Raw genomic sequence first — 17,535 nt, 5'->3', positions numbered from 1 at the left:
GTGGACCCAGCCCCACCTAGCGGGTCAGCAACTCCTCGCGACCCCGCGCCCGGTACTCGGCCATCAGCCGCTCGACGTCCGCTTCCGCCAGCCTCCGGTACGCGCACTCCCCCGGCGGCCGCCACCACACCGGATCCGCGCATCGGAAGCCCTCCCGCCGCAGCCCCACCCGATGAATCTTGTTGGTGGCCGTGACGGGCATCCGCTCCACGATCCGCACGAAGCGGGGCGCCATCTTGGTGCCCAAGTCCGGCTGGGAGAGCAGGAATTCACCGAAGTTCAGCGGATCGAAGGAGACACCCGCCCTGAGGGCCACCGTCACCATCACCTGGTCCCCGGCCACGGGATCCGGCACCGCGTACACCGCCACGGCGGCAGCGTCGGCGTACCGGGCGAGGATGTTCTCGATCATCGCGGCCGCGAGGTTCTCGCTGTCGACGCGGAGGCGGTCGTCGGTGCGTCCGGCGAAGTAGAGGAATCCGTCGGCGTCGCGGTAGAAGAGGTCGCCGGTCCAGTACCAGCCTCGCTCGGTCTCGGCTCCTCCCCCACTCTCGGCTCCTCGCCCACTCTCGACTTCTCCCCCACTCTCGACTTCGCTCGCGCGGGGGGACCCCCATGAGCGGGGGGACCCCCGTCGCCGCCGGGCGGCGTCCGCGGCCGGGTTGCGCCAGTAGCCCTCGAAGGGGTTGGGGCCGCGGTTCACCAGCTCCCCTATCGAATCAGCTCCGTTGAGGAGCCGACCGTCCTCGGCGAAGGCGGCGGGCGGACACTCCCGCCGGGTCTGAGGGTCGACCACCGCGAGGTCGTCGCCGGGTGCCGCCCGCCCGATCGCCCCGACCGGGGTGCCGGGCACCCACTGGATGGCCGCGCCGCCCTCCGAGGAGCCGTACCCCTCCACGAGGCGCACCCCGAAGCGCTCCTCGAAGGCGGCCGCGTCGACCGCGCCGGCCTCCGTGCCGAAGCCCATCCGCAGCGGATTGTCGCGGTCGTCGGGGCGGGCGGGCGTGGCCAGCAGGTACTGCACGGCTCGGCCCACATAGGTGAAGTACGTGGCCCCGCAGGCCCGTACATCGGCGAGGAACCCCGACGCCGAGAACCGTCGCCGCAGCGCGACCGTCGCGCCCGCCGCCAGCGCGGGCGCCCAGTCGGCGATCACCGCGTTGCCGTGGAACATCGGCATGCAGATGTAGTGCGTGTCGTCCGGGCGCACCCCGAAGTGGTCGACGAGCGACTGCCCGGCGGCGGCGAGTCTGCCCTGGGTGCAGATCGCGGCCTTGGGAGCACCGGTCGAGCCGGAGGTGAAGTAGAGGAGGAGACGGTCGTCGGGGGTCGCCCCCGAAGCGTCCGGCTTCGCACCGTCGTAGGAGGCGAGGAGGTCGGCGTACGCGTCGGTGTCGGTCACCAGCACGCGTACGCCGGGGAGTTCGAGGCCGTCCAGCAGGGGCAGGTGGGCCCGCTCGGTGATCAGGACGCGGCACTCGGTGTGCAGGATGTCGCGGGCCAGTTCGGGGCCGCGCCGGGTCGGATTGATCCCGGCGACGGCGGCTCCGGCGAGGGCGGCCGCGCTCAACCACATCGGATACTCGGGGGTGTTGTCGAGCAGCACCCCGAGATGCGGTTCGGCGCCGGGCGGCAGCAGATCGGCGAGCAGCGCCGCCCGAGCCGCCGCGCCCGCCGCCACCCGGTGGTGGCTCAGGACCCGCCCCTCGAACCACAGCCCCGGGCGGTGGTCGCCCCATCGTTCCCGCACGAGCTCCGCGACGGTACGCCTCATGGACCCCATGAGGGCGCACCATAATTGACGCCCCGTCAGATGGGGAGGGGCACAACAGCATCCATGCCCTCCGTAGGGCCTACATCCCGCCGAAGAACCCGTCGCTCTCCGCCGACATGTGGTGGTACGTGACCATGAAGCCGACGCAGAAGGCGACGATCACGCCGAAGAACACCAGCATGCCGACCGTGCCGACGGCCGCCTTGACCGGGCTGGGCGCCTGGGCCGTGGCCTTCTCGGGGCGCTCGGCCGCGTAGTGCACGGTGACGATGTCGCCCTCGACGACGGTCGAGGGGCCGTTCGCCTCCTCGAAGCGGACCGTACGGCCCTCGCGCGTCATGAACTCGTAGACGTGGTGCAGGGTCGTGGTCACGGAGGTGTCGCCACCGCCGCCGCTGGTCGTCGTGTACGAGCGCAGGCAGCGCGCCTCGGCGGTCAGTCCGCTGTTCCAGGCACTCCTGAGCTCCAGCGAGCGGCGGACCACTTTGGCCGCCGCGAGGAGCACCACGGCCATGATCAGTCCGGGTATGGCGTAGAAGAAGACGTCCATGACATTCCCCCGTGTTCGCGCACGCGCGCGTTCGCTGCAGTTCCCTGCACGCCGTCATGGTCATGTCGGCGTGCAGGGAACATACCCGCGGGTAGCGCGGCCGCGCCTCAAGAGATCCTCAGAAATCGGGCGCCGTCAGAACGTGACGTCCGCGCACGAGTAGAAGGCGTTCGCGGTGTCCGCGATCGTCCACACGCCGAGGATGATGTGGTGCCCGCTCTTGCCGGTCGGCAGCGAGCCGGTGTGCGAGAACGTGGACGGGGGGCGCTGTCCGTTGTAGGGGACCGTCAGGAACGGGGTGGTCTCCAGGTCGGCGCGGGTCAGCGCGTGGTTCTGGTTCCAGCCGGTCTTGGTGATGAAGTACTTGAAGTCGGTCGTGGCGTGCACGGCCGTGAACTGCCAGCGAAAGCTGTAGCTCTGGCCGCTGGTGACCCTGGTCGTCGGCCAGGCCGTGCCCGCGGGGGTCTTGGGCTGATCGAGCTGACTGAAGTTGGTGTGGTTGGCGGAACAGATCCGGCCGTCGGCGGGACCGGCCGCGGGGAAGCCCTTCGGGCCCTCGACGCTCTGGGGCTCCCACTGGATGTCACCGCAGTTGGCGACGGTGCCGCCGTTGGCGGCGCACATCTTCTGCCGGCTGAGGGGCTGGTCGGTGTAGCCATGGGCGCTGGCGCCGCCGGTCGAGAGCACGAAGGTGCCCGCGGTGACGAGGCCGAGCGCGGCCGCGTAGAACTTGGCTTTGCGCATGCTGCCGCTCCTGGAGGACGTGGGGGAAGTTCTCGTGAGCTGTGCGCGCGATGTTCAGGTCTAGACCAAGTTCCAGATTATTGCCGGTAGTTGAACATGTCCATACCAATCACGGTGAGCTTTCCCTGCGCCCCGTGTAGAACGCCACCGTCAGGTCCTTCACCAACGCCTTGCGCTCGTAGTCGTCGAGTTCGACCAGCCCCCGCATGGTCAGCCGGGTCACCGTGTCCTCGACCGAGTCGACGACGGAGGTGAGCACGGAGTCGCGGTGCTGGGCGTCCAGCGCCGCGATCCGGCGGCGCTGCATCACGGCGGCCACCTCGGGCGCGTACTCGATCCGGGTCGGCTGGGCCGAGAACACCTGGAGCCCGACGGGCGCCGTGTCGGCGGCGATCAGCCGGGTCAGCGCCTCGCCGACCGCGTCCGTGTTGCGCAGGGTCACGTCCTTGACGACGGCCGGCGGCACCTCGGCCGGAAGTTGGGAGAGCACCCGGGAGAGCGCAGCCTCCACGCACTCGCGCAGATACCTCTGGTGGTCCTCGACGCCGAGCGTGGCGCGCGCGGTGTCCTTGACGCGCCAGACGACGAGCACGACCACCCGAAGCGCGACCCCGTTCACGTCGACCACGGACATCGGCTCACTGCGCCAGTGCCGCAGCCGGACGTCGACACGACGGCGCAGCACCAGCGGGTTCACCCACATCAGTCCGGTGCGCCGGACCGTGCCGCGGTAGCGCCCGAAGAGACCGAGCACCCAGGCCCGTCCGGTCCGGCCCCGGGCGAGCCCGCCGAAGCCGAACAGGCCGAGCGCCCCGGCCCCTGCATACGCGGCCCACTGCGCGGGCCCGAGCCCGGCGCCCGCACGCCCCGGAAGCTCCAGCGCCTCGAGGACGGGCGGCGGCAGCGCGCCCGCCCACCACGAGGTGAGCACACATCCGGCCACACCACAGGCCCCGGCCAGCACTCCCGCCGCTCCGGGCAGCACCCGTGCCGGGCGCTCGACCAGTTCGGGGTCGACCTCCGGGACCGGGTGTGGGGCCCTGCCGGGTGCGGGCCGCCGGATCCGCGGCTGCTCGCCGGTGCCGCGCCGCCGGCCCACGACGGCCGGCGCGAGGGGCACCGAGACCGGCTCGGGGTCGTCACGGAAGAGCAGGTGAACGGGGATCTCGGTGGTCGCCTCGTTCTGGATGAGCCGCGCGGACCGCGTACCACCGCCCTCCGATGCCGATACCGGCGCCGATACCGGTGCCACTGCCGAAACAGGAGCCGATGCCGATGCGCCCGAGCCCGCCTCTGCCCCTTCGGACTCCGGGTTGTGTGAAGTCGTCGTACTCATACGTGCCTCCATGCCTCCGCGCCTGGAAGTTTCGTAAGAACTCGGATGTCGCCCGACTGTGCGATGTCACCCGGCTTCGGAATCTCGCCCGGGTTCGGGATGTCGCCCGGAACCCGGGATGTCGTACGCACTCGAATGGGTGCTCAGGAGAAGAGCCGCCGCCATGTCTCCGGTCCCGGACAACCGTCCGCCGCGCCGCCGCGCCAGCCCTGGGAGCGCTGGAACGCCTCGACGTTGCGCCGGTCCGCCTCGCCCCAGCGCGGTCCGGGAGCCGTTGTGTAGTACTTGCCGAACCCCTTCTTGACCAGCTGCTTCCCGAGCCGGGTGACGTACTCGTTGTGCGCGCCCGGCCGGAACATCGCGCGCCCCGGATAGCCGGCCACCCCGTGCGAGGAGGCGCCCGAAGTATCCGTGGAACCCTTCGCCCCGGGAGGCCCCTCGACCCCGGAGTCACCCGTCACCGCACCCGGAACGTCCTTGCCTTTCCTGCCCACCAGGTACGACCACGTCTCGGCCCCCGGCATCCCGTCCGCGTCCGCTCCGGCCCAGCCCTGCGCCCGCTGGAACGCCCGGGTGGCCTGCCGGTCCGCGTCCGACCAGCGCGGTCCCGGGCCCGTGGCGTAGAAGCGGCCCGCGCCCCGCTCCGCCAGGAGGCGGCCCAGCTGGGTGACGTATGCGTTGTTCGCGCCGGGACCGAAGTACGCGTCTCCCGGATAGCCGGTGCTCTTCGCGTCCGACGAGAACGCGCTCGCGCCGCCGCCCTCGGTCAGCCCCTTGTAGCGATAGGCCACATAGCGGTCGGAGTTGCTCCAGTACGCGTACGGGGTGGCCTGTTTCCGGGTGTGCGGGCGGGTCTGCTCGTAGGCGAGGTAATAGCTGTGCGTGTAGTCCGTCCAGCCGCCGAAGAGGACGACGTGCGATCCCTTCTCGGGATCGTCGGGATTGTGGAAGAGAAGAATGTCGCCGGGCTGCAGCTGGTCGCGGGAAATCCGCTCGCCGAGGGTGCTCAGGGTGCCCGTCCATTCGTTTCCCGGCAGGCCCCAGACCATCGAGACAAAGCCGGAGCAGTCCTGTCGGTACCCGTCCGGCCAGTACACGTACATGTCGTACGGCACCTGCGCGGCGACCCACTTCTTGGCCCGGTTGATGATCTCGGCCCGGGTGGTCGTGGGCACCTTGGCCACGTTCGAGGGTTTTCCAGGACTCGCCGGTTTGCCGGCGGGCCCGTGCAGCGGGGCCTTGCCGCCCTGCGGAGTGTCGGGCTCGTCACCTGTGGGAATGCCCGGCCGGGCGGGTCCGTGCGCGACCGCGACGGCCGGCACCTGCTGGCCCACGCCGAGGACGGTGCCCGCCGCGGCGGCGAGGACGAGCGCCTTGCGCGCCGCCGGATGGCCCAAGGGCCCCGAAGGCGAGGAACACGGCATGACGCGCCGCCAGTGAACGCATCCGGGGCAGTCGCAGTCGCTCGCGGGATCGAATTCCTCGAATACCGGAGCCGCCATGCGAATCCCCTCACACTCCAGGTGGAAATGTCCGCAGTTCTGCACATTCGTCAGTTTCTCAACTGTCCTCCGGTGTCGCATGTTGACGGTCCGAACGATGTACAGGACCCCTCCGACCTGGTCCGGAGCCCTCCCCCCGGCAGTCCGGAGCACCCCACTCTGTCGGGTAGAGTTCTCGGGTCAGCAGGCGCCGCTAGCTCAGTTGGTTAGAGCAGCTGACTCTTAATCAGCGGGTCCGGGGTTCGAGTCCCTGGCGGCGCACCGACCGATGGGGCCCTCGCAGCTGCGAGGGCCCCATCGTCGTACGCGTACGCCGACCTCAGCCTCGTACACGCATCCCAATGAGCGCGTATGACCGGTTAACACCGCGTTTCGCATCTTGCGATCATGATGGACGGCGTAGAACCCTGGGCTTCAAGGGACTGTCGATACATGACGGTTGGGGGCTTGGCCGGTTGCGGGCGTGGGGGGTTGGGGGCCTCGTTCATGAACAGATGCCGAGGGGGGCATCATGCAACCGGAAGGTCGTCGTTCCATGTCTATAGGGTGTGGATGATGTGGTGACGCTGGCCTGCCAGTGATGCGTCTGTGACGGTCGAGGGGGACCCGAGCAGACGACAGGAACCGACGAACACGCACCTGACCGTGCGTGCGGGGGGATGACTCATGACGTCGACGCCGACGGGCGCCCGGCAAAACTTCGACCCGTCAGAGACGACCCAGCTCAGGGTGCCATCGCACCGGACGGGCGGCTTCCGCAGGATCAAGAAGTCGCTTCCGAGATACGACTACGAGCACTACAGCCGGCTGGCGGGACCCCTCACACAGCCCGACCCGAACAAGCCGTACAAGGTGCAGTACCGCTCGCTGCTGTCGCAGGAGCCGCACCGCATCAGGGCCGCGCTCATGCTGGGCGCCGCGCCGCTGCTCTCGCTGATCCTGCTCGGCTGGCTGCTCCAGCCCGAGCACTGGACCGAACGCGACTACCCGGCCTACGACTTCCTGCCGGCCCTCGACATAGTGATGCTGGTCTCGATCGGCCTGATCGAGTTCTTCCGCTGCATGAACGTGCTGTCGAACGCGCACGCCACCCTGGTCGCCCGCGACCCCATCCCGGTGGTGCCCGAGACCGGCACCAGAGTCGCCTTCCTCACCTCCTTCGTGCCCGGCAAGGAGCCACTCGCCATGGTGACGAAGACCCTGGAGGCGGCCGTCAAGCTGCGCCACCGGGGCCTTCTGCACGTCTGGCTCCTCGACGAGGGCGACGACCCCGAGGTGAAGGAGGTGTGCGCGCGCCTGGGCGTGCACCACTTCTCCCGCAAGGGCGTCGCGAAGTGGAACCAGGCCAAGGGCCCGCACCGCGCCAAGACCAAGCACGGCAACTACAACGCCTGGCTGGAAGCCCACGGCGACGACTACGACTACTTCGCCTCGGTCGACACCGACCACGTGCCGCTGCCCAACTATCTGGAGCGGATGCTCGGCTTCTTCCGCGACCCGGACATCGGCTTCGTCATCGGCCCGCAGGTGTACGGCAACTACGACAACCCCATCACCAAGGCCGCCGAGTCGCAGCAGTTCCTCTTCCACGCGCTGATCCAGCGGGCCGGCAACGCCTACGGCGCGCCGATGTTCGTGGGCACCTCCAACGCCGTACGCATCAAGGCGCTGAAGCAGATCGGCGGTCTGTACGACTCGATCACCGAGGACATGGCGACCGGCTTCGAGATCCACCGCCACAAGAACCCCGCCACGGGCAAGAAGTGGCGCTCGGTCTACACCCCGGACGTGCTCGCGGTCGGCGAGGGCCCCAACGCCTGGACGGACTTCTTCACCCAGCAGCTGCGCTGGTCCAGGGGCACCTACGAGACGATCCTCAAGCAGTACTGGAAGGGCTTCTACTCGCTGCCGCCGAGCAAGCTCTTCAACTACACGATGATGATCATCTTCTACCCGATGTCGGCCCTCAACTGGATTCTCGCGGCGTTGAGTTGCGCGCTGTTCCTGGGCCTGGGCGCCTCGGGCGTGAACATCGACCCGACGGTCTGGCTGATGCTGTACGGCAACGCGTCCGCGCTGCAGATCGGCCTGTACATCTGGAACCGCCGCCACAATGTCTCCCCGCACGAGCCCGAGGGCTCGGGCGGCGTGGCGGGCATGGTGATGTCGGCGCTCTCCGCGCCCATCTACGCCCGGTCCCTGATGGACGCCGTGCTGCGCCGCAAGAGCAAGTTCGTGGTGACGCCCAAGGGCGATTCGGCAAGCCCCGACACGCTGTTCGGGACCTTCCGGATCCACCTGTTCTTCATTCTGGTCTTCGCCGGCTCCATCGTCGCCGGTGTCATGCTCGGGCACTCCCACCCCGCGATGATCACCTGGGCCACCTTCGCCCTGCTGATCACCGCGTCGCCGATCTTCGCCTGGCGCTGGGCGATGCGCCAGGAGCGGAAGAAGCCCCCGGCGCCGCCCGAAGCCGCAACCGTTCCCCCCCAGGCCTCCGTGCCGCAGCAGGAACAACACGCCCCGCATTCGCCGCAGCACAAGCCCACTTGGGCCGCGACCGGCGGGAACGACCAGACGATGCAGATCACCCTTGGGGGAAGTAAGAAATGAAAGACGGTGCCCGCCGCCGCCGCGCCCGCCGCCTCGGGATAACCGGGGTGGTGGTGCTCGCGCTGGCCGGGATGAACGGGCCGTGGCTGTATCGCTTCGGGACGGACAAGTACCACCAGTACACGATCAACAAGCCGGAGTACAAAGCCGACAACGGTCACTGGGACATCATCAATTTCCCCCAGCAGTACCGGTTGAACACGATCCACGCGGCCCTGCTGCACACCGGCAAGATCCTGCTGATCGCGGGCTCGGGCAACAATCAGGACAACTTCGACGCGAAGAAGTTCGACACGCGGATCTGGGACCCGGTCAAGGGCACCATCAAGAAGATCCCGACGCCGGCGGACCTGTTCTGCACGGGACACACCCAGCTCGCCAACGGCAATCTGCTGATCGCCGGCGGCACCAAGCGGTACGAGACGCTGAAGGGTGACGTCACCAAGGCCGGCGGCCTGATGGTGGTCCACAACGAGAACCCGGACAAGCCGATCACGCTGCCCGCGGGCACCAAGTTCACCGGCAAGAAGAACGGCAAGACGTTCGTCTCCAAGGACCCGGTGCTCGTACCGCGCGCCAAGAAGGTCTTCGACAAGGCGACCGGCAAGTTCCTGCGCAACGACCCGGGCCTCGGCCGCATCTACGTCGAGGCGCAGAAGAGCGGCCAGAAGTACGAGACGGGGACCCAGGACAACTACCGCATCCAGGGCCTGACGGGCACGGACGCCCGCAACACGTACGGCATCGCGCAGAAGCTCGCCCTGGACAAGAAGGACTTCCAGGGGATCCGGGACGCGTACGAGTTCGATCCGGTCGCCGAGCGGTACATCAAGGTCGACCCGATGAACGAGGCCCGCTGGTACCCGACGCTGACCACCCTGTCGGACGGCAAGGTGCTCAGCCTCTCCGGCCTCGACGAGATCGGGCAGCTGGTCCCGGGCAAGAACGAGGTCTTCGACCCGAAGACCAAGAAGTGGACCTACACCAAGGGCATCCGGCAGTTCCCGACCTACCCGGCGATCTCCCTGATGCAGAACGGCAAGCTCTTCTACTCGGGCTCGAACGCGGGCTACGGCCCCGACGACGTGGGCCGCGACCCCGGCGTCTGGGACCTGGCCGGCAACAAGTTCACCAAGCTGCCCGGGCTGAGCGACCCGAACATGATGGAGACCTCCGGCACGGTGCTGCTGCCGCCCGCGCAGGACGAGAAGTACATGGTGATCGGCGGCGGCGGGGTCGGCGAGTCCAAGCTGTCCAGCAAGAAGACCCGGCTCATCGACCTCAAGGCCAAGAACCCGAAGTTCGTCGACGGGCCCGAGCTGGAGAAGGGCACCCGCTATCCGCAGTCCTCGATCCTGCCCGACGACACCGTGCTGGTGTCCGGCGGCTCCGAGGACTACCGCGGGCGCGGCGACTCCAACGTCCTCCAGGCGCGGATCTACAACCCCACGTCGAACACCTTCGACCGGGTCGCGGACCCGCTGGTGGGCCGCAACTACCACTCGGGCTCGATCCTGCTGCCCGACGGCCGCGTGATGTTCTTCGGCTCCAACTCGCTCTACGCGGACAAGGCCAACACCAAGCCCGCCACGTTCGAGCAGCGCATCGAGATCTACACGCCGCCGTACCTCTTCCGCGACTCTCGGCCCTCGCTCTCCGGCGGTCCGAAGACGATCGCCCGCGGCGCGTCGGCGACGTTCACCTCGCAGCACGCGTCGTCCATCAAGACGGCCCGGCTGATCCGGCCGAGCGCGTCCACCCACGTCACCGACGTCGACCAGCGGTCCATCGCGCTGGACTTCCAGAAGACGAAGAACGGGATCACGGTGACCGTGCCGAAGAACCACAACCTCGTCGAATCCGGCTGTAATTCTCTGTGTGTGCGGCAGGACTGGGGTCACCGCCCCACGCCCCGTGGGCAATCGGGGCCGGGATCTCTCCGCGCTACTGGTGAGGGGGGGCCCCCCCCCCCCGGGGGGGGGGGGGCGCCCCCAGTCATGTGCGGGCCGCTATCGGGAAGCCTTCGCGAGCTTCAGCGCGTAGTCCGCCCACCACTGGCCCGCCTTCGGCCCGCCCTTGCAGGTGCCGTCCGACTCACCGGGCCGCTTGATCCACAGGTACGCGTCGACGAGCGGATCGGCGGTCTTGGTCGTCGGGCTCTCGCCCAGCGCTCGGCCCGGCGGGTTGCACCAGTTCTCGTCCGCCTTGCCGTCCGTGTACGGGCCGTTGCCGTTGCGGCTGGTGTCGATGACGAAGTGCTTGCCCCCCACCTTCGCGGACAGCTGCTTGCCGTACGCGATGGAGTCCTGGGTCGAGTAGAAGTTGGAGACGTTGACGGAGAAGCCGTCGGCCTGGTCGATGCCCGCCCACTGGAGCGGCTGGAAGATCTGGTCGGGGTGTCCCCAGCCCACGTTGCCCGCGTCCAGGTACACCTTGGTGTTCTTCAGGGCCTTGAGTTTGGCGATGGCGCCCTTGAGGAGGTCGTAGCGCTCCTCGTGGTACTCGTCCGGAGTGCACTGGTTGACCAGGTGCAGGATCGCGTCCGGCTCCAGGATCACCGTGGCCGGCCGGTCCTCGATGCCCTTGGCGACCCCGTCGATCCAGGCCCGGTAGGCATTGCCGTCCGCGGCGCCTCCTTGCGAGAACTGACCGCAGTCGCGATGCGGGATGTTGTAGAGGACCAGGATCGCGGCGCGGTCGGCCTTCTCGGCGGCCTCGGTGAAGCCGCGCGCCTCCTGCTCCGGGTTCTCCGGCCCGATCCACTCGCCGGTCGGCTGCTCGGCGATCTTGCGGATCTGCTCGGCGGCGTCCTTCTTGCCCGCCTTCACATACGTGGCGACCTGCTCGGCCGCGTTCCCATCCGGATTGACCCAGAACGGGTCCGAATTCTTGGGCTGTTGTGTGACCTTGGAACCGGAACCGTCGCCCTTGTCGCTGTCGCCCCCGGAGGAGAAACACCCCGCGAGCAGCAGTGCCGCCCCCGCCACCGCAACGGACGCCCGTGCCCCGGCCCTCCTCGTGCCGTACATCCAACTCCCCCTTGGGTGCACCGTCCTAAGTCTCAATCCTGACATACGTCCCGCGCCGCCCACGAGGTCGCCCGACCCTTGTCGGAGAGCTGTTACAGCCCTGACCCTCCGGGTAGGCGCAGCTGAGCGAGGCGGACGGGGGACAAAAGAATCGGGGTACGGGACATGCACCACGGCAGCCGGGAAATGCTGCTGGCGTCGGCCCTGCTGGAGGCCTCGGACACGCTGTCCGACGCGTTCGACGCCGAGCGCTATCTGCAACGCCTGTCCGATCACTGCGTGGAGATCCTCGGCGCACGAGCCGCCGGGATCATGCTGATCGAGGGCGGCGAGGAGGTGTCGCTCGCGGTGAGCAGTCGCCAACAGGAGGTCGCCCTGGACCTGTTGGCCGTCCAGCACCACGGCGGCCCCTGCCTCGACAGCTACGGCACGGGACGGCCCGTACCGCCGGTCTCGATCAGCGTGGCCCATGCCGCGTCCCGCTGGCCCGACTTCACCGAGCGGGCACTGCGCCACGACATCGCCGCGACCTTCGCGGTCCCGCTGCGCCGCCGCGAGACGCTGCTCGGCGCGCTGAACGTCTTCGTGCCCACCCTCCCCGAGCACGACCCACCGCCCGAGGAGGACGGAAGCGTACGGCTGGCCCAGGTCCTCGCCGACGCGGCGGCCGTCGGGCTGCAGAACCACCGGGTGTACGCCCAGTACCGCACCCTGGCCGAGCAGTTACAGATGGCTCTCTCCAGCCGTGTACGCATCGAACAGGCGAAGGGCATGCTCGCGGAGCGCTGGGGCACGGGGGCCGATCAGGTCTTCAGGACGCTGCGCCAGTACGCGCGCCGGCATCGGCTGCCGCTGGACGAGATCGCGACAGGGGTGATCGACGGCTCGGTGGACCGCGGCGATCTGGAGGGCGGGCCGCCGCGGTCGCCATAGGAGCCTGCCGCGGCACTCGCATCAGCCTTCCGCGGCACTCGCATCAGCCTTCCGCGGTCTTCGCGGCAGCCTTCCGCGGCGTGCGTGAAAGCCTGCCGTGGCGTTCGTGCAAGCTTGGATGGAGCATCTTCGGCCTGCGCGGATGACACACAGCCACCGATGGTCGACTTGGCGTCGAACAACCTCTAGGCCGAAACGCTCATCCGGTCTACGGTTGCCTCAAACGGCCCCAGCCCCTGGCCAGTTGCGCCGTCCGCCCACCCCTCGCAGACGGCTCCCAGCACCTCCCGCGCCGGTCGCCGGGTTACTCCCGCAGCCCGTGCGCGCGCGGTCGAGGACCAGCCCGGTCGGCGGCTTCGGGGGAGCGGGCCGTCGACCGGGCCCGGTACGGCTCCCGCAGGACCCTCATCGCCATGGCATCCGGCTCGCATCCGGGTCGCATCCGGCTGCCGTCGGCTTCCGGTGGGAGTCAGAGGCCCGTTCCCGTGAGGTACGCCGACACGATCACGTTCGCCGTATAGGTTCGGCTCGCCCGGTCGAACGTGCCGCCGCAGGTGATGAGCCGCAGCTCGGCCCGCCCCGACGTGCGTACGCCGTAGGCCTGTTGGGCGTCGAAGTCGTCACGCGGCAGGACCTGGACGTCGTCCACGGTGAACTCGGCGACCGTACCGTCGTCGCGGATCACCCGGACGCTCTCGCCCGGCCGTACCGTGCTGAGCTTGTAGAAGACCGCGGGCCGGGTCTCGGTGTCCACGTGTCCCACGAACAGCGCGGTCCCGGCGGCCCCCGGTGTCGCCCCGGCCGCGTACCAGCCGACCACGCCCGGCTGGTCGAACGGCGGCGGATCGATCGCGCCGCGGGTGTCGAGCCCGCGGGCCACGACGGGTGCCTGCACCCCCATCGACGGAATGTCGATGCGCTGCGGTCGCGCGCTCCCCAGCGGCTTCACCGCGGGCGGCAGCTGCACCTCCGGCGGCCGTCCGACGGCCGCGATGTCTCCCGTGGTCGGCGCCGATATCCCTTGGCGCACGTCCGTCACCTCGCGGCCCCACAGCCACAGCCCGAGCAGCAGCACGACCCAGGCGACACCGGTGATCAGCCGCGCGGTGCCGGCGGAACGCTCTCGTTCGGACATGTCAGTCGCGGCTGTCGTGGCCCCGGCGTGCGCTGCGCACCGCCACGGCCACCGCGGCGACGCTCGCGAGGACGAGGCCGATCACCGCCTGCTTGGTTCCGGGTCCGGTCGCCTTGGCGTCCTCGGCGGCGAAGTGCGCGGTGCCGCCGCCGCCCGCGTGCACGGGCGCGACCGGGGAGGCGGGCGCGGCCGGGTTCGAACCGCCTTGCGGTACGACGACGACCGTGCCGCTGACCTTGCGGTCGTCACCGTCGCAGCTGACCTTGATCTCGTACGTGCCGGGCGGGAGCGAGGTGGGCACGCGTGTCTCGCCGAGGAGCGCACCGCCGCCCTGGCCGGTGAGCTGCGCGTCCGCCACGAAGGCAGCCGACTTCGCGGTACCCGCCTGGCCCGTGCAGCCCGTCGCGCGCAGCTGGATGTCGCTGCCGGGGGCCGGGGACGACGGCGCCACGGAGACGCCCGCGCCGGCCGCGTACGCGAGGGGTGTGCACGCGGCCGCGACCACCGCCCCGGCACAGAGAGTGAGTCGCATTGAGCACATCGTGAACCTCCAGATACCTGGAGACTCCCCCTCGGGGCGGCGGGGCGCATCTTCAGAGGGGCGCGACTGCTCCGTACGGGTTGTGATTGGTTTAGCCGCGGCCGAGCCGGAGGGGTTCGGCCGCGCGCTCCGGATCCCGCCCGGTGTGCGCTTAGACCCGGTCGACCAGGTCCGCGATCGAGTCCACGATCTTCGACGGCCGGTACGGGTACTGTTCGATCTCCGCGGGCGTGGTCAGCCCCGTGAGCACCAGGAACGTCTCCATCCCGGCCTCCAGACCGGCCAGGACGTCCGTGTCCATGCGGTCGCCGATCATCGCGCTGGTCTCGGAGTGCGCCCCGATGGCGTTCAGGCCGGTCCGCATCATCAGCGGGTTCGGCTTGCCCGCGAAGTACGGCTGCTTGCCGGTCGCCTTGGTGATCAGCGCGGCGACCGCGCCGGTGGCGGGCAGCGGGCCCTCCGTGGACGGGCCCGTCTCGTCGGGGTTGGTGGCGATGAACCGGGCGCCGCCCTTGATCAGCCGGACCGCCTTGGTCATGGCCTCGAAGGAGTACGTACGGGTCTCGCCGAGCACCACATAGTCCGGCTCGTGGTCGGTCAGGACGTACCCGATGTCGTGCAGCGCCGTGGTCAGGCCCGCCTCGCCGATGACGTACGCCGTGCCGCCGGGACGCTGGTCCTCCAGGAACTTGGCGGTGGCCAGCGCGGACGTCCAGATGTTCTCGACCGGGACGTCCAGGCCCATCCGCTGGAGCCGGGCGTGCAGGTCCCGGGCGGTGTAGATCGAGTTGTTGGTGAGCACCAGGAAAGGCCTGCCGGACTCCCGCAGCCTCTTTATGAAGGCGTCGGCGCCGGGGATCGGCACACCCTCGTGGATGAGCACACCGTCCATGTCGGTGAGCCACGATTCAATGGGCTTGCGCTCTGACATGTGCTGAGTCTCCTGCCGTCCTGGCGTACGTACGCACACGATCCGGGGCGCCGGAACGACGCTGTGCCGACGCCCCCAGCCTAGTCAGGACCCTACGGGCCCATCCTGGTCAGGCCCGCTCGATCGCGACTCCGTCCAGCACCCCGCCGTGGCGGGCATGGCAACGCCCCCGGTGGTTCCAGGGGCGTTGCCGGGTGAAGCGCTGTGCGCGAGAGGTCAACTGCCGGTGGCCGGCTTCCAGTCCTCGTACGGCGGCAGATCGGTCACGTCGCGGTCGCCGAGGAACACCCGCCCGGAGGCGGACCGCACGAATCCGGCGAGGGCCCGCAGCGCGGTGGTCTTCCCGGACCCGGACGGCCCGAGCAGCGCCATCACCTCGCCGGGCTCGGCAGTGAGGTCGAGCGAGTCGAGAACCGTGGTGCCCCCGTACACGGCGGGCACCCGGTCGAAACGGATACCGCTGCTCATCGCCCGCCTCCGTCGAGCAGCCCGCCTCCGTCGAGCAGCGCGGGCCCGTCGAGCAGCGCGGGCAGCTCGGCCACGGAACCGAGCACGTGCCCGGCCCCGGCCGCGCGCAGCGCCCGGTCGTCATGGGCCCCGGTCAGCACTCCGGCGACGACTCCCGCCCCGGCGCGGACGCCGCTGAGCATGTCGTACGAGGTGTCGCCCACGACGGCGACCTGCTGGACGCCCTCGGCGGCCTTGGTCCGCAAAAAGGCCTCCAGCACCATGTCGGGGTAGGGCCGTCCACGGCCCCCCGCGTCCGCCGGGCACAAGGTGAGCGGCACCAGGTCCCGCCAGCCCAGGGCGTCGAGGATGGCGTCCCGGGTGACGCGGGCGAACCCGGTGGTGAGTACGACCGTCCGCCCGGCTTCGGCGAGCGCCTCGATCGCCTCGCGGGCCCCGGGGATCGGCTCGATACAGCCACCGTCGACCAGTTCCCCGTACGCCTTCTCGAAGGCGGAGTTGGCCCGCTGGGCGAGCGCCTCGTCGCCGAACAGATGCCGGAAGACGGAGATCTTGGACTCGCCCATGGTGGCCCTGACGTGGTCGAGCTTCTCGGCGTGGTCGGCGGAGCCGGGTTCGACGCCCAGCTCTCCGGCGGCCACGGCGAAGGCCTGTTCCACCAGCCCGCCGTCGGCGACGGTGGTGCCGGCCATGTCGAGGACGACAAGACGTACGGGGTTCAACTCGGTCACCATCCCAGCTCGTCGGCGGTTGTCTCGGCAATGGCGGGCGAACAGGTCATACCGCGCCCGCCGGGCCCGGTGACCAGCCACACCCCGTCCCGTACGCGCTGCCGGTGCACGACCCGGCTCGGGTCGGTGCACTGCGCGTACACCCCCGCCCAGCGGCGCCGGATCTTCGGCAGCGGCCGTCCGAGGAAGGACTCGACGACCTCGATGAGGTGGTCGTAGGGGTCTTCGAGGGTGTCGAAGGCGAACGGGTGCTCATACTCGTGGGTGTCGCCGATGGTCAGCCCGCCGTTCGCGCGCTGCACCATGAGCAGCTGCATCCGGTGCACGGCGGCGGTCGCGGCCTGCGGCTGGTGCGCGTCGAGTTCGTCGAGGGCGGGGCTGCGGTACGCGGGGTAGTAGCGGAAGCTGTCCGCGTCGGCGACGGAGGTGGTGAGCGGCTCGCCGAGCGGATCGGTCTGCATCATCTGCAGCCGTACGCGCCGCACGGGCAGCTCGGGCCCCGCCAACTCCCGTACGAGACCGCTCAGCCAGGCCCCCGTGCACAGCACGACGACGTCACCGGTGTGCACGTCCCCGTGGTCGTCGCGCACGGCGTTCCCACCGACGACGTCACGGACCTCGCGCCCCGGCAGGAAGGTGTAGTTCGGGGACCGCGACAGCTCTTCCCGGAGGGCGAGTTGGGCGGTACGGGGCTCGACGGCGGCGTCGCGCTCGCAGTACAGGGCGGCGTCGAACGCGCCCCGCAGCGCCGGGTTCATCGCGCGCGCCTCGCCCGCCGTGAGCATCTTGTAGCCGCGTGCGGCAGCGTCCGGGCGGGCCGAAGCGGCTTCGGCGACGGCCAGTTCGAGGTCTCCCCGTACGGGGGTCAGTGACCCGCACGCCCGAAACCCGAGCCCCGGGACGCGCGCCCCGATCGCCTCCCACAACTCCCGCGCCCGCAGGGCGGTTTCGAGCTCCTCGCCTCCGGCGCGACCACTCACCCAGATCTGCCCGAAGTTGCGCAGCGAGGCCCCGCGGGCCTCCGTCTCACGCTCGATCTGGACGACCTCGTGGCCGCGCTCCACTGCATGCCAGGCATGCAGGGTGCCCACCACTCCGGCTCCGACGACTATCACTCTCACGGCGGCAAACTCCTCGGGACGGGGGAATCGGAAGGATCCGACCGGCAACCAGATGGTGAACCGCCCATCACGTTTGGGCTAGACCTGTTATCTTGTCGTTATAAAAAGAGGGCGGCCCGAGGCCCGC

13 protein-coding genes, 1 tRNA gene and 2 pseudogenes are annotated in these 17,535 nt (G+C 69.7%); 4 read left to right on the top strand and 12 right to left on the bottom strand.

Annotated features, from left to right (window positions below):
- Nucleotides 1-16: 16 nt before the first annotated feature.
- From ACIBK0_RS18510 to ACIBK0_RS18490, 5 genes are all read right to left on the bottom strand, one after another.
- Complete coding sequence (locus ACIBK0_RS18510; RefSeq protein WP_399080859.1) at nucleotides 17-1,783, bottom strand: AMP-binding protein; 1,767 nt, start codon at nucleotides 1,781-1,783, stop codon at nucleotides 17-19.
- A 70-nt stretch (nucleotides 1,784-1,853) separates the two neighbouring features.
- Nucleotides 1,854-2,324 (bottom strand): DUF3592 domain-containing protein, encoded by a 471-nt coding sequence (locus ACIBK0_RS18505; protein WP_399080857.1) that lies wholly within the window; start codon nucleotides 2,322-2,324, stop codon nucleotides 1,854-1,856.
- A 135-nt stretch (nucleotides 2,325-2,459) separates the two neighbouring features.
- Nucleotides 2,460-3,068 carry a lytic polysaccharide monooxygenase gene (locus ACIBK0_RS18500; protein ID WP_399080854.1) on the bottom strand — a complete coding sequence of 203 codons (609 nt, stop codon included), beginning with the start codon at nucleotides 3,066-3,068 and terminating at the stop codon, nucleotides 2,460-2,462.
- A 109-nt stretch (nucleotides 3,069-3,177) separates the two neighbouring features.
- Nucleotides 3,178-4,404 carry an SPFH domain-containing protein gene (locus tag ACIBK0_RS18495; RefSeq protein WP_399080852.1) on the bottom strand — a complete coding sequence of 409 codons (1,227 nt, stop codon included), beginning with the start codon at nucleotides 4,402-4,404 and terminating at the stop codon, nucleotides 3,178-3,180.
- A gap of 143 nt (nucleotides 4,405-4,547) precedes the next feature.
- A complete protein-coding gene (locus tag ACIBK0_RS18490) occupies nucleotides 4,548-5,906 on the bottom strand; it encodes a peptidoglycan-binding protein (RefSeq protein WP_399080850.1) in 1,359 nt (452 codons plus the stop codon).
- Nucleotides 5,907-6,093: 187 nt separating this feature from the next.
- On the opposite strand from ACIBK0_RS18490, the gene ACIBK0_RS18485 reads away from it, so the two are divergent.
- The 3 genes and pseudogenes from ACIBK0_RS18485 to ACIBK0_RS18475 form a co-directional block, all read left to right on the top strand.
- Nucleotides 6,094-6,167 (top strand) — tRNA-Lys (locus tag ACIBK0_RS18485).
- 405 nt (nucleotides 6,168-6,572) lie between these two features.
- A complete protein-coding gene (locus ACIBK0_RS18480; protein ID WP_399080848.1) occupies nucleotides 6,573-8,519 on the top strand; it encodes a glycosyltransferase family 2 protein in 1,947 nt (648 codons plus the stop codon).
- Nucleotides 8,516-10,417, top strand: a pseudogene (locus tag ACIBK0_RS18475) (galactose oxidase-like domain-containing protein); the annotation flags it as partial. The gene ACIBK0_RS18480 and the pseudogene ACIBK0_RS18475, both read left to right, overlap by 4 nt.
- Nucleotides 10,418-10,528: 111 nt before the next feature.
- Here ACIBK0_RS18475 and ACIBK0_RS18470 read toward each other — a convergent pair.
- On the bottom strand, nucleotides 10,529-11,548 hold the full coding sequence (locus ACIBK0_RS18470; protein WP_399080955.1) for a glycoside hydrolase family 6 protein: 1,020 nt from the start codon (nucleotides 11,546-11,548) through the stop codon (nucleotides 10,529-10,531).
- 165 nt (nucleotides 11,549-11,713) lie between these two features.
- Between ACIBK0_RS18470 and ACIBK0_RS18465 the strand changes: the two genes are divergently transcribed.
- Nucleotides 11,714-12,481 (top strand): GAF and ANTAR domain-containing protein, encoded by a 768-nt coding sequence (locus tag ACIBK0_RS18465; RefSeq protein ID WP_399080846.1) that lies wholly within the window; start codon nucleotides 11,714-11,716, stop codon nucleotides 12,479-12,481.
- A 469-nt stretch (nucleotides 12,482-12,950) separates the two neighbouring features.
- On the opposite strand, the gene ACIBK0_RS18460 is transcribed toward ACIBK0_RS18465, so the two are convergent.
- From ACIBK0_RS18460 to ACIBK0_RS18435, 6 genes and pseudogenes are all read right to left on the bottom strand, one after another.
- Complete coding sequence (locus tag ACIBK0_RS18460) at nucleotides 12,951-13,616, bottom strand: class F sortase (RefSeq protein ID WP_399080844.1); 666 nt, start codon at nucleotides 13,614-13,616, stop codon at nucleotides 12,951-12,953.
- Nucleotide 13,617: 1 nt separating this feature from the next.
- Nucleotides 13,618-14,157, bottom strand: a complete 540-nt coding sequence (locus tag ACIBK0_RS18455; protein WP_399080842.1) for a hypothetical protein — start codon at nucleotides 14,155-14,157, stop codon at nucleotides 13,618-13,620.
- Between the two features lie 151 nt (nucleotides 14,158-14,308).
- A complete protein-coding gene (locus ACIBK0_RS18450) occupies nucleotides 14,309-15,088 on the bottom strand; it encodes an HAD-IIA family hydrolase (protein WP_399080840.1) in 780 nt (259 codons plus the stop codon).
- A gap of 246 nt (nucleotides 15,089-15,334) precedes the next feature.
- Nucleotides 15,335-15,556, bottom strand: a pseudogene (locus ACIBK0_RS18445) (ATP-binding cassette domain-containing protein); the annotation flags it as partial.
- Nucleotides 15,553-16,290 carry an HAD family hydrolase gene (locus tag ACIBK0_RS18440; protein ID WP_399080838.1) on the bottom strand — a complete coding sequence of 246 codons (738 nt, stop codon included), beginning with the start codon at nucleotides 16,288-16,290 and terminating at the stop codon, nucleotides 15,553-15,555. The pseudogene ACIBK0_RS18445 and the gene ACIBK0_RS18440, both read right to left, overlap by 4 nt.
- The gene (locus ACIBK0_RS18435) at nucleotides 16,284-17,408 is read right to left on the bottom strand and encodes a TIGR03364 family FAD-dependent oxidoreductase (RefSeq protein ID WP_399080836.1); all 1,125 of its coding nucleotides are present in this window, start codon (nucleotides 17,406-17,408) and stop codon (nucleotides 16,284-16,286) included. The genes ACIBK0_RS18440 and ACIBK0_RS18435 overlap by 7 nt, the downstream gene beginning before the upstream one ends.
- Nucleotides 17,409-17,535 lie beyond the last annotated feature (127 nt).

It is taken from the genome of Streptomyces sp. NPDC050564 (genome assembly GCF_044457265.1).
Taxonomy (GTDB): domain Bacteria; phylum Actinomycetota; class Actinomycetes; order Streptomycetales; family Streptomycetaceae; genus Streptomyces.
The sequence above is the reverse complement of the archived record's forward strand: the minus strand, read 5'-3'. Positions and strand labels throughout refer to the sequence as shown.

Bases quoted from the DNA above. Each gene is read 5' to 3' on its own strand.
- ACIBK0_RS18510 (WP_399080859.1), bottom strand. From the start codon at position 1,783: ATGGGGTCCATGAGGCGTACCGTCGCGGAGCTCGTGCGGGAACGATGG.
- ACIBK0_RS18505 (WP_399080857.1), bottom strand. From the start codon at position 2,324: ATGGACGTCTTCTTCTACGCCATACCCGGACTGATCATGGCCGTGGTG.
- ACIBK0_RS18500 (WP_399080854.1), bottom strand. From the start codon at position 3,068: ATGCGCAAAGCCAAGTTCTACGCGGCCGCGCTCGGCCTCGTCACCGCG.
- ACIBK0_RS18495 (WP_399080852.1), bottom strand. From the start codon at position 4,404: ATGAGTACGACGACTTCACACAACCCGGAGTCCGAAGGGGCAGAGGCG.
- ACIBK0_RS18490 (WP_399080850.1), bottom strand. From the start codon at position 5,906: ATGGCGGCTCCGGTATTCGAGGAATTCGATCCCGCGAGCGACTGCGAC.
- ACIBK0_RS18480 (WP_399080848.1), top strand. From the start codon at position 6,573: ATGACGTCGACGCCGACGGGCGCCCGGCAAAACTTCGACCCGTCAGAG.
- ACIBK0_RS18470 (WP_399080955.1), bottom strand. From the start codon at position 11,548: ATGTACGGCACGAGGAGGGCCGGGGCACGGGCGTCCGTTGCGGTGGCG.
- ACIBK0_RS18465 (WP_399080846.1), top strand. From the start codon at position 11,714: ATGCACCACGGCAGCCGGGAAATGCTGCTGGCGTCGGCCCTGCTGGAG.
- ACIBK0_RS18460 (WP_399080844.1), bottom strand. From the start codon at position 13,616: ATGTCCGAACGAGAGCGTTCCGCCGGCACCGCGCGGCTGATCACCGGT.
- ACIBK0_RS18455 (WP_399080842.1), bottom strand. From the start codon at position 14,157: ATGTGCTCAATGCGACTCACTCTCTGTGCCGGGGCGGTGGTCGCGGCC.
- ACIBK0_RS18450 (WP_399080840.1), bottom strand. From the start codon at position 15,088: ATGTCAGAGCGCAAGCCCATTGAATCGTGGCTCACCGACATGGACGGT.
- ACIBK0_RS18440 (WP_399080838.1), bottom strand. From the start codon at position 16,290: ATGGTGACCGAGTTGAACCCCGTACGTCTTGTCGTCCTCGACATGGCC.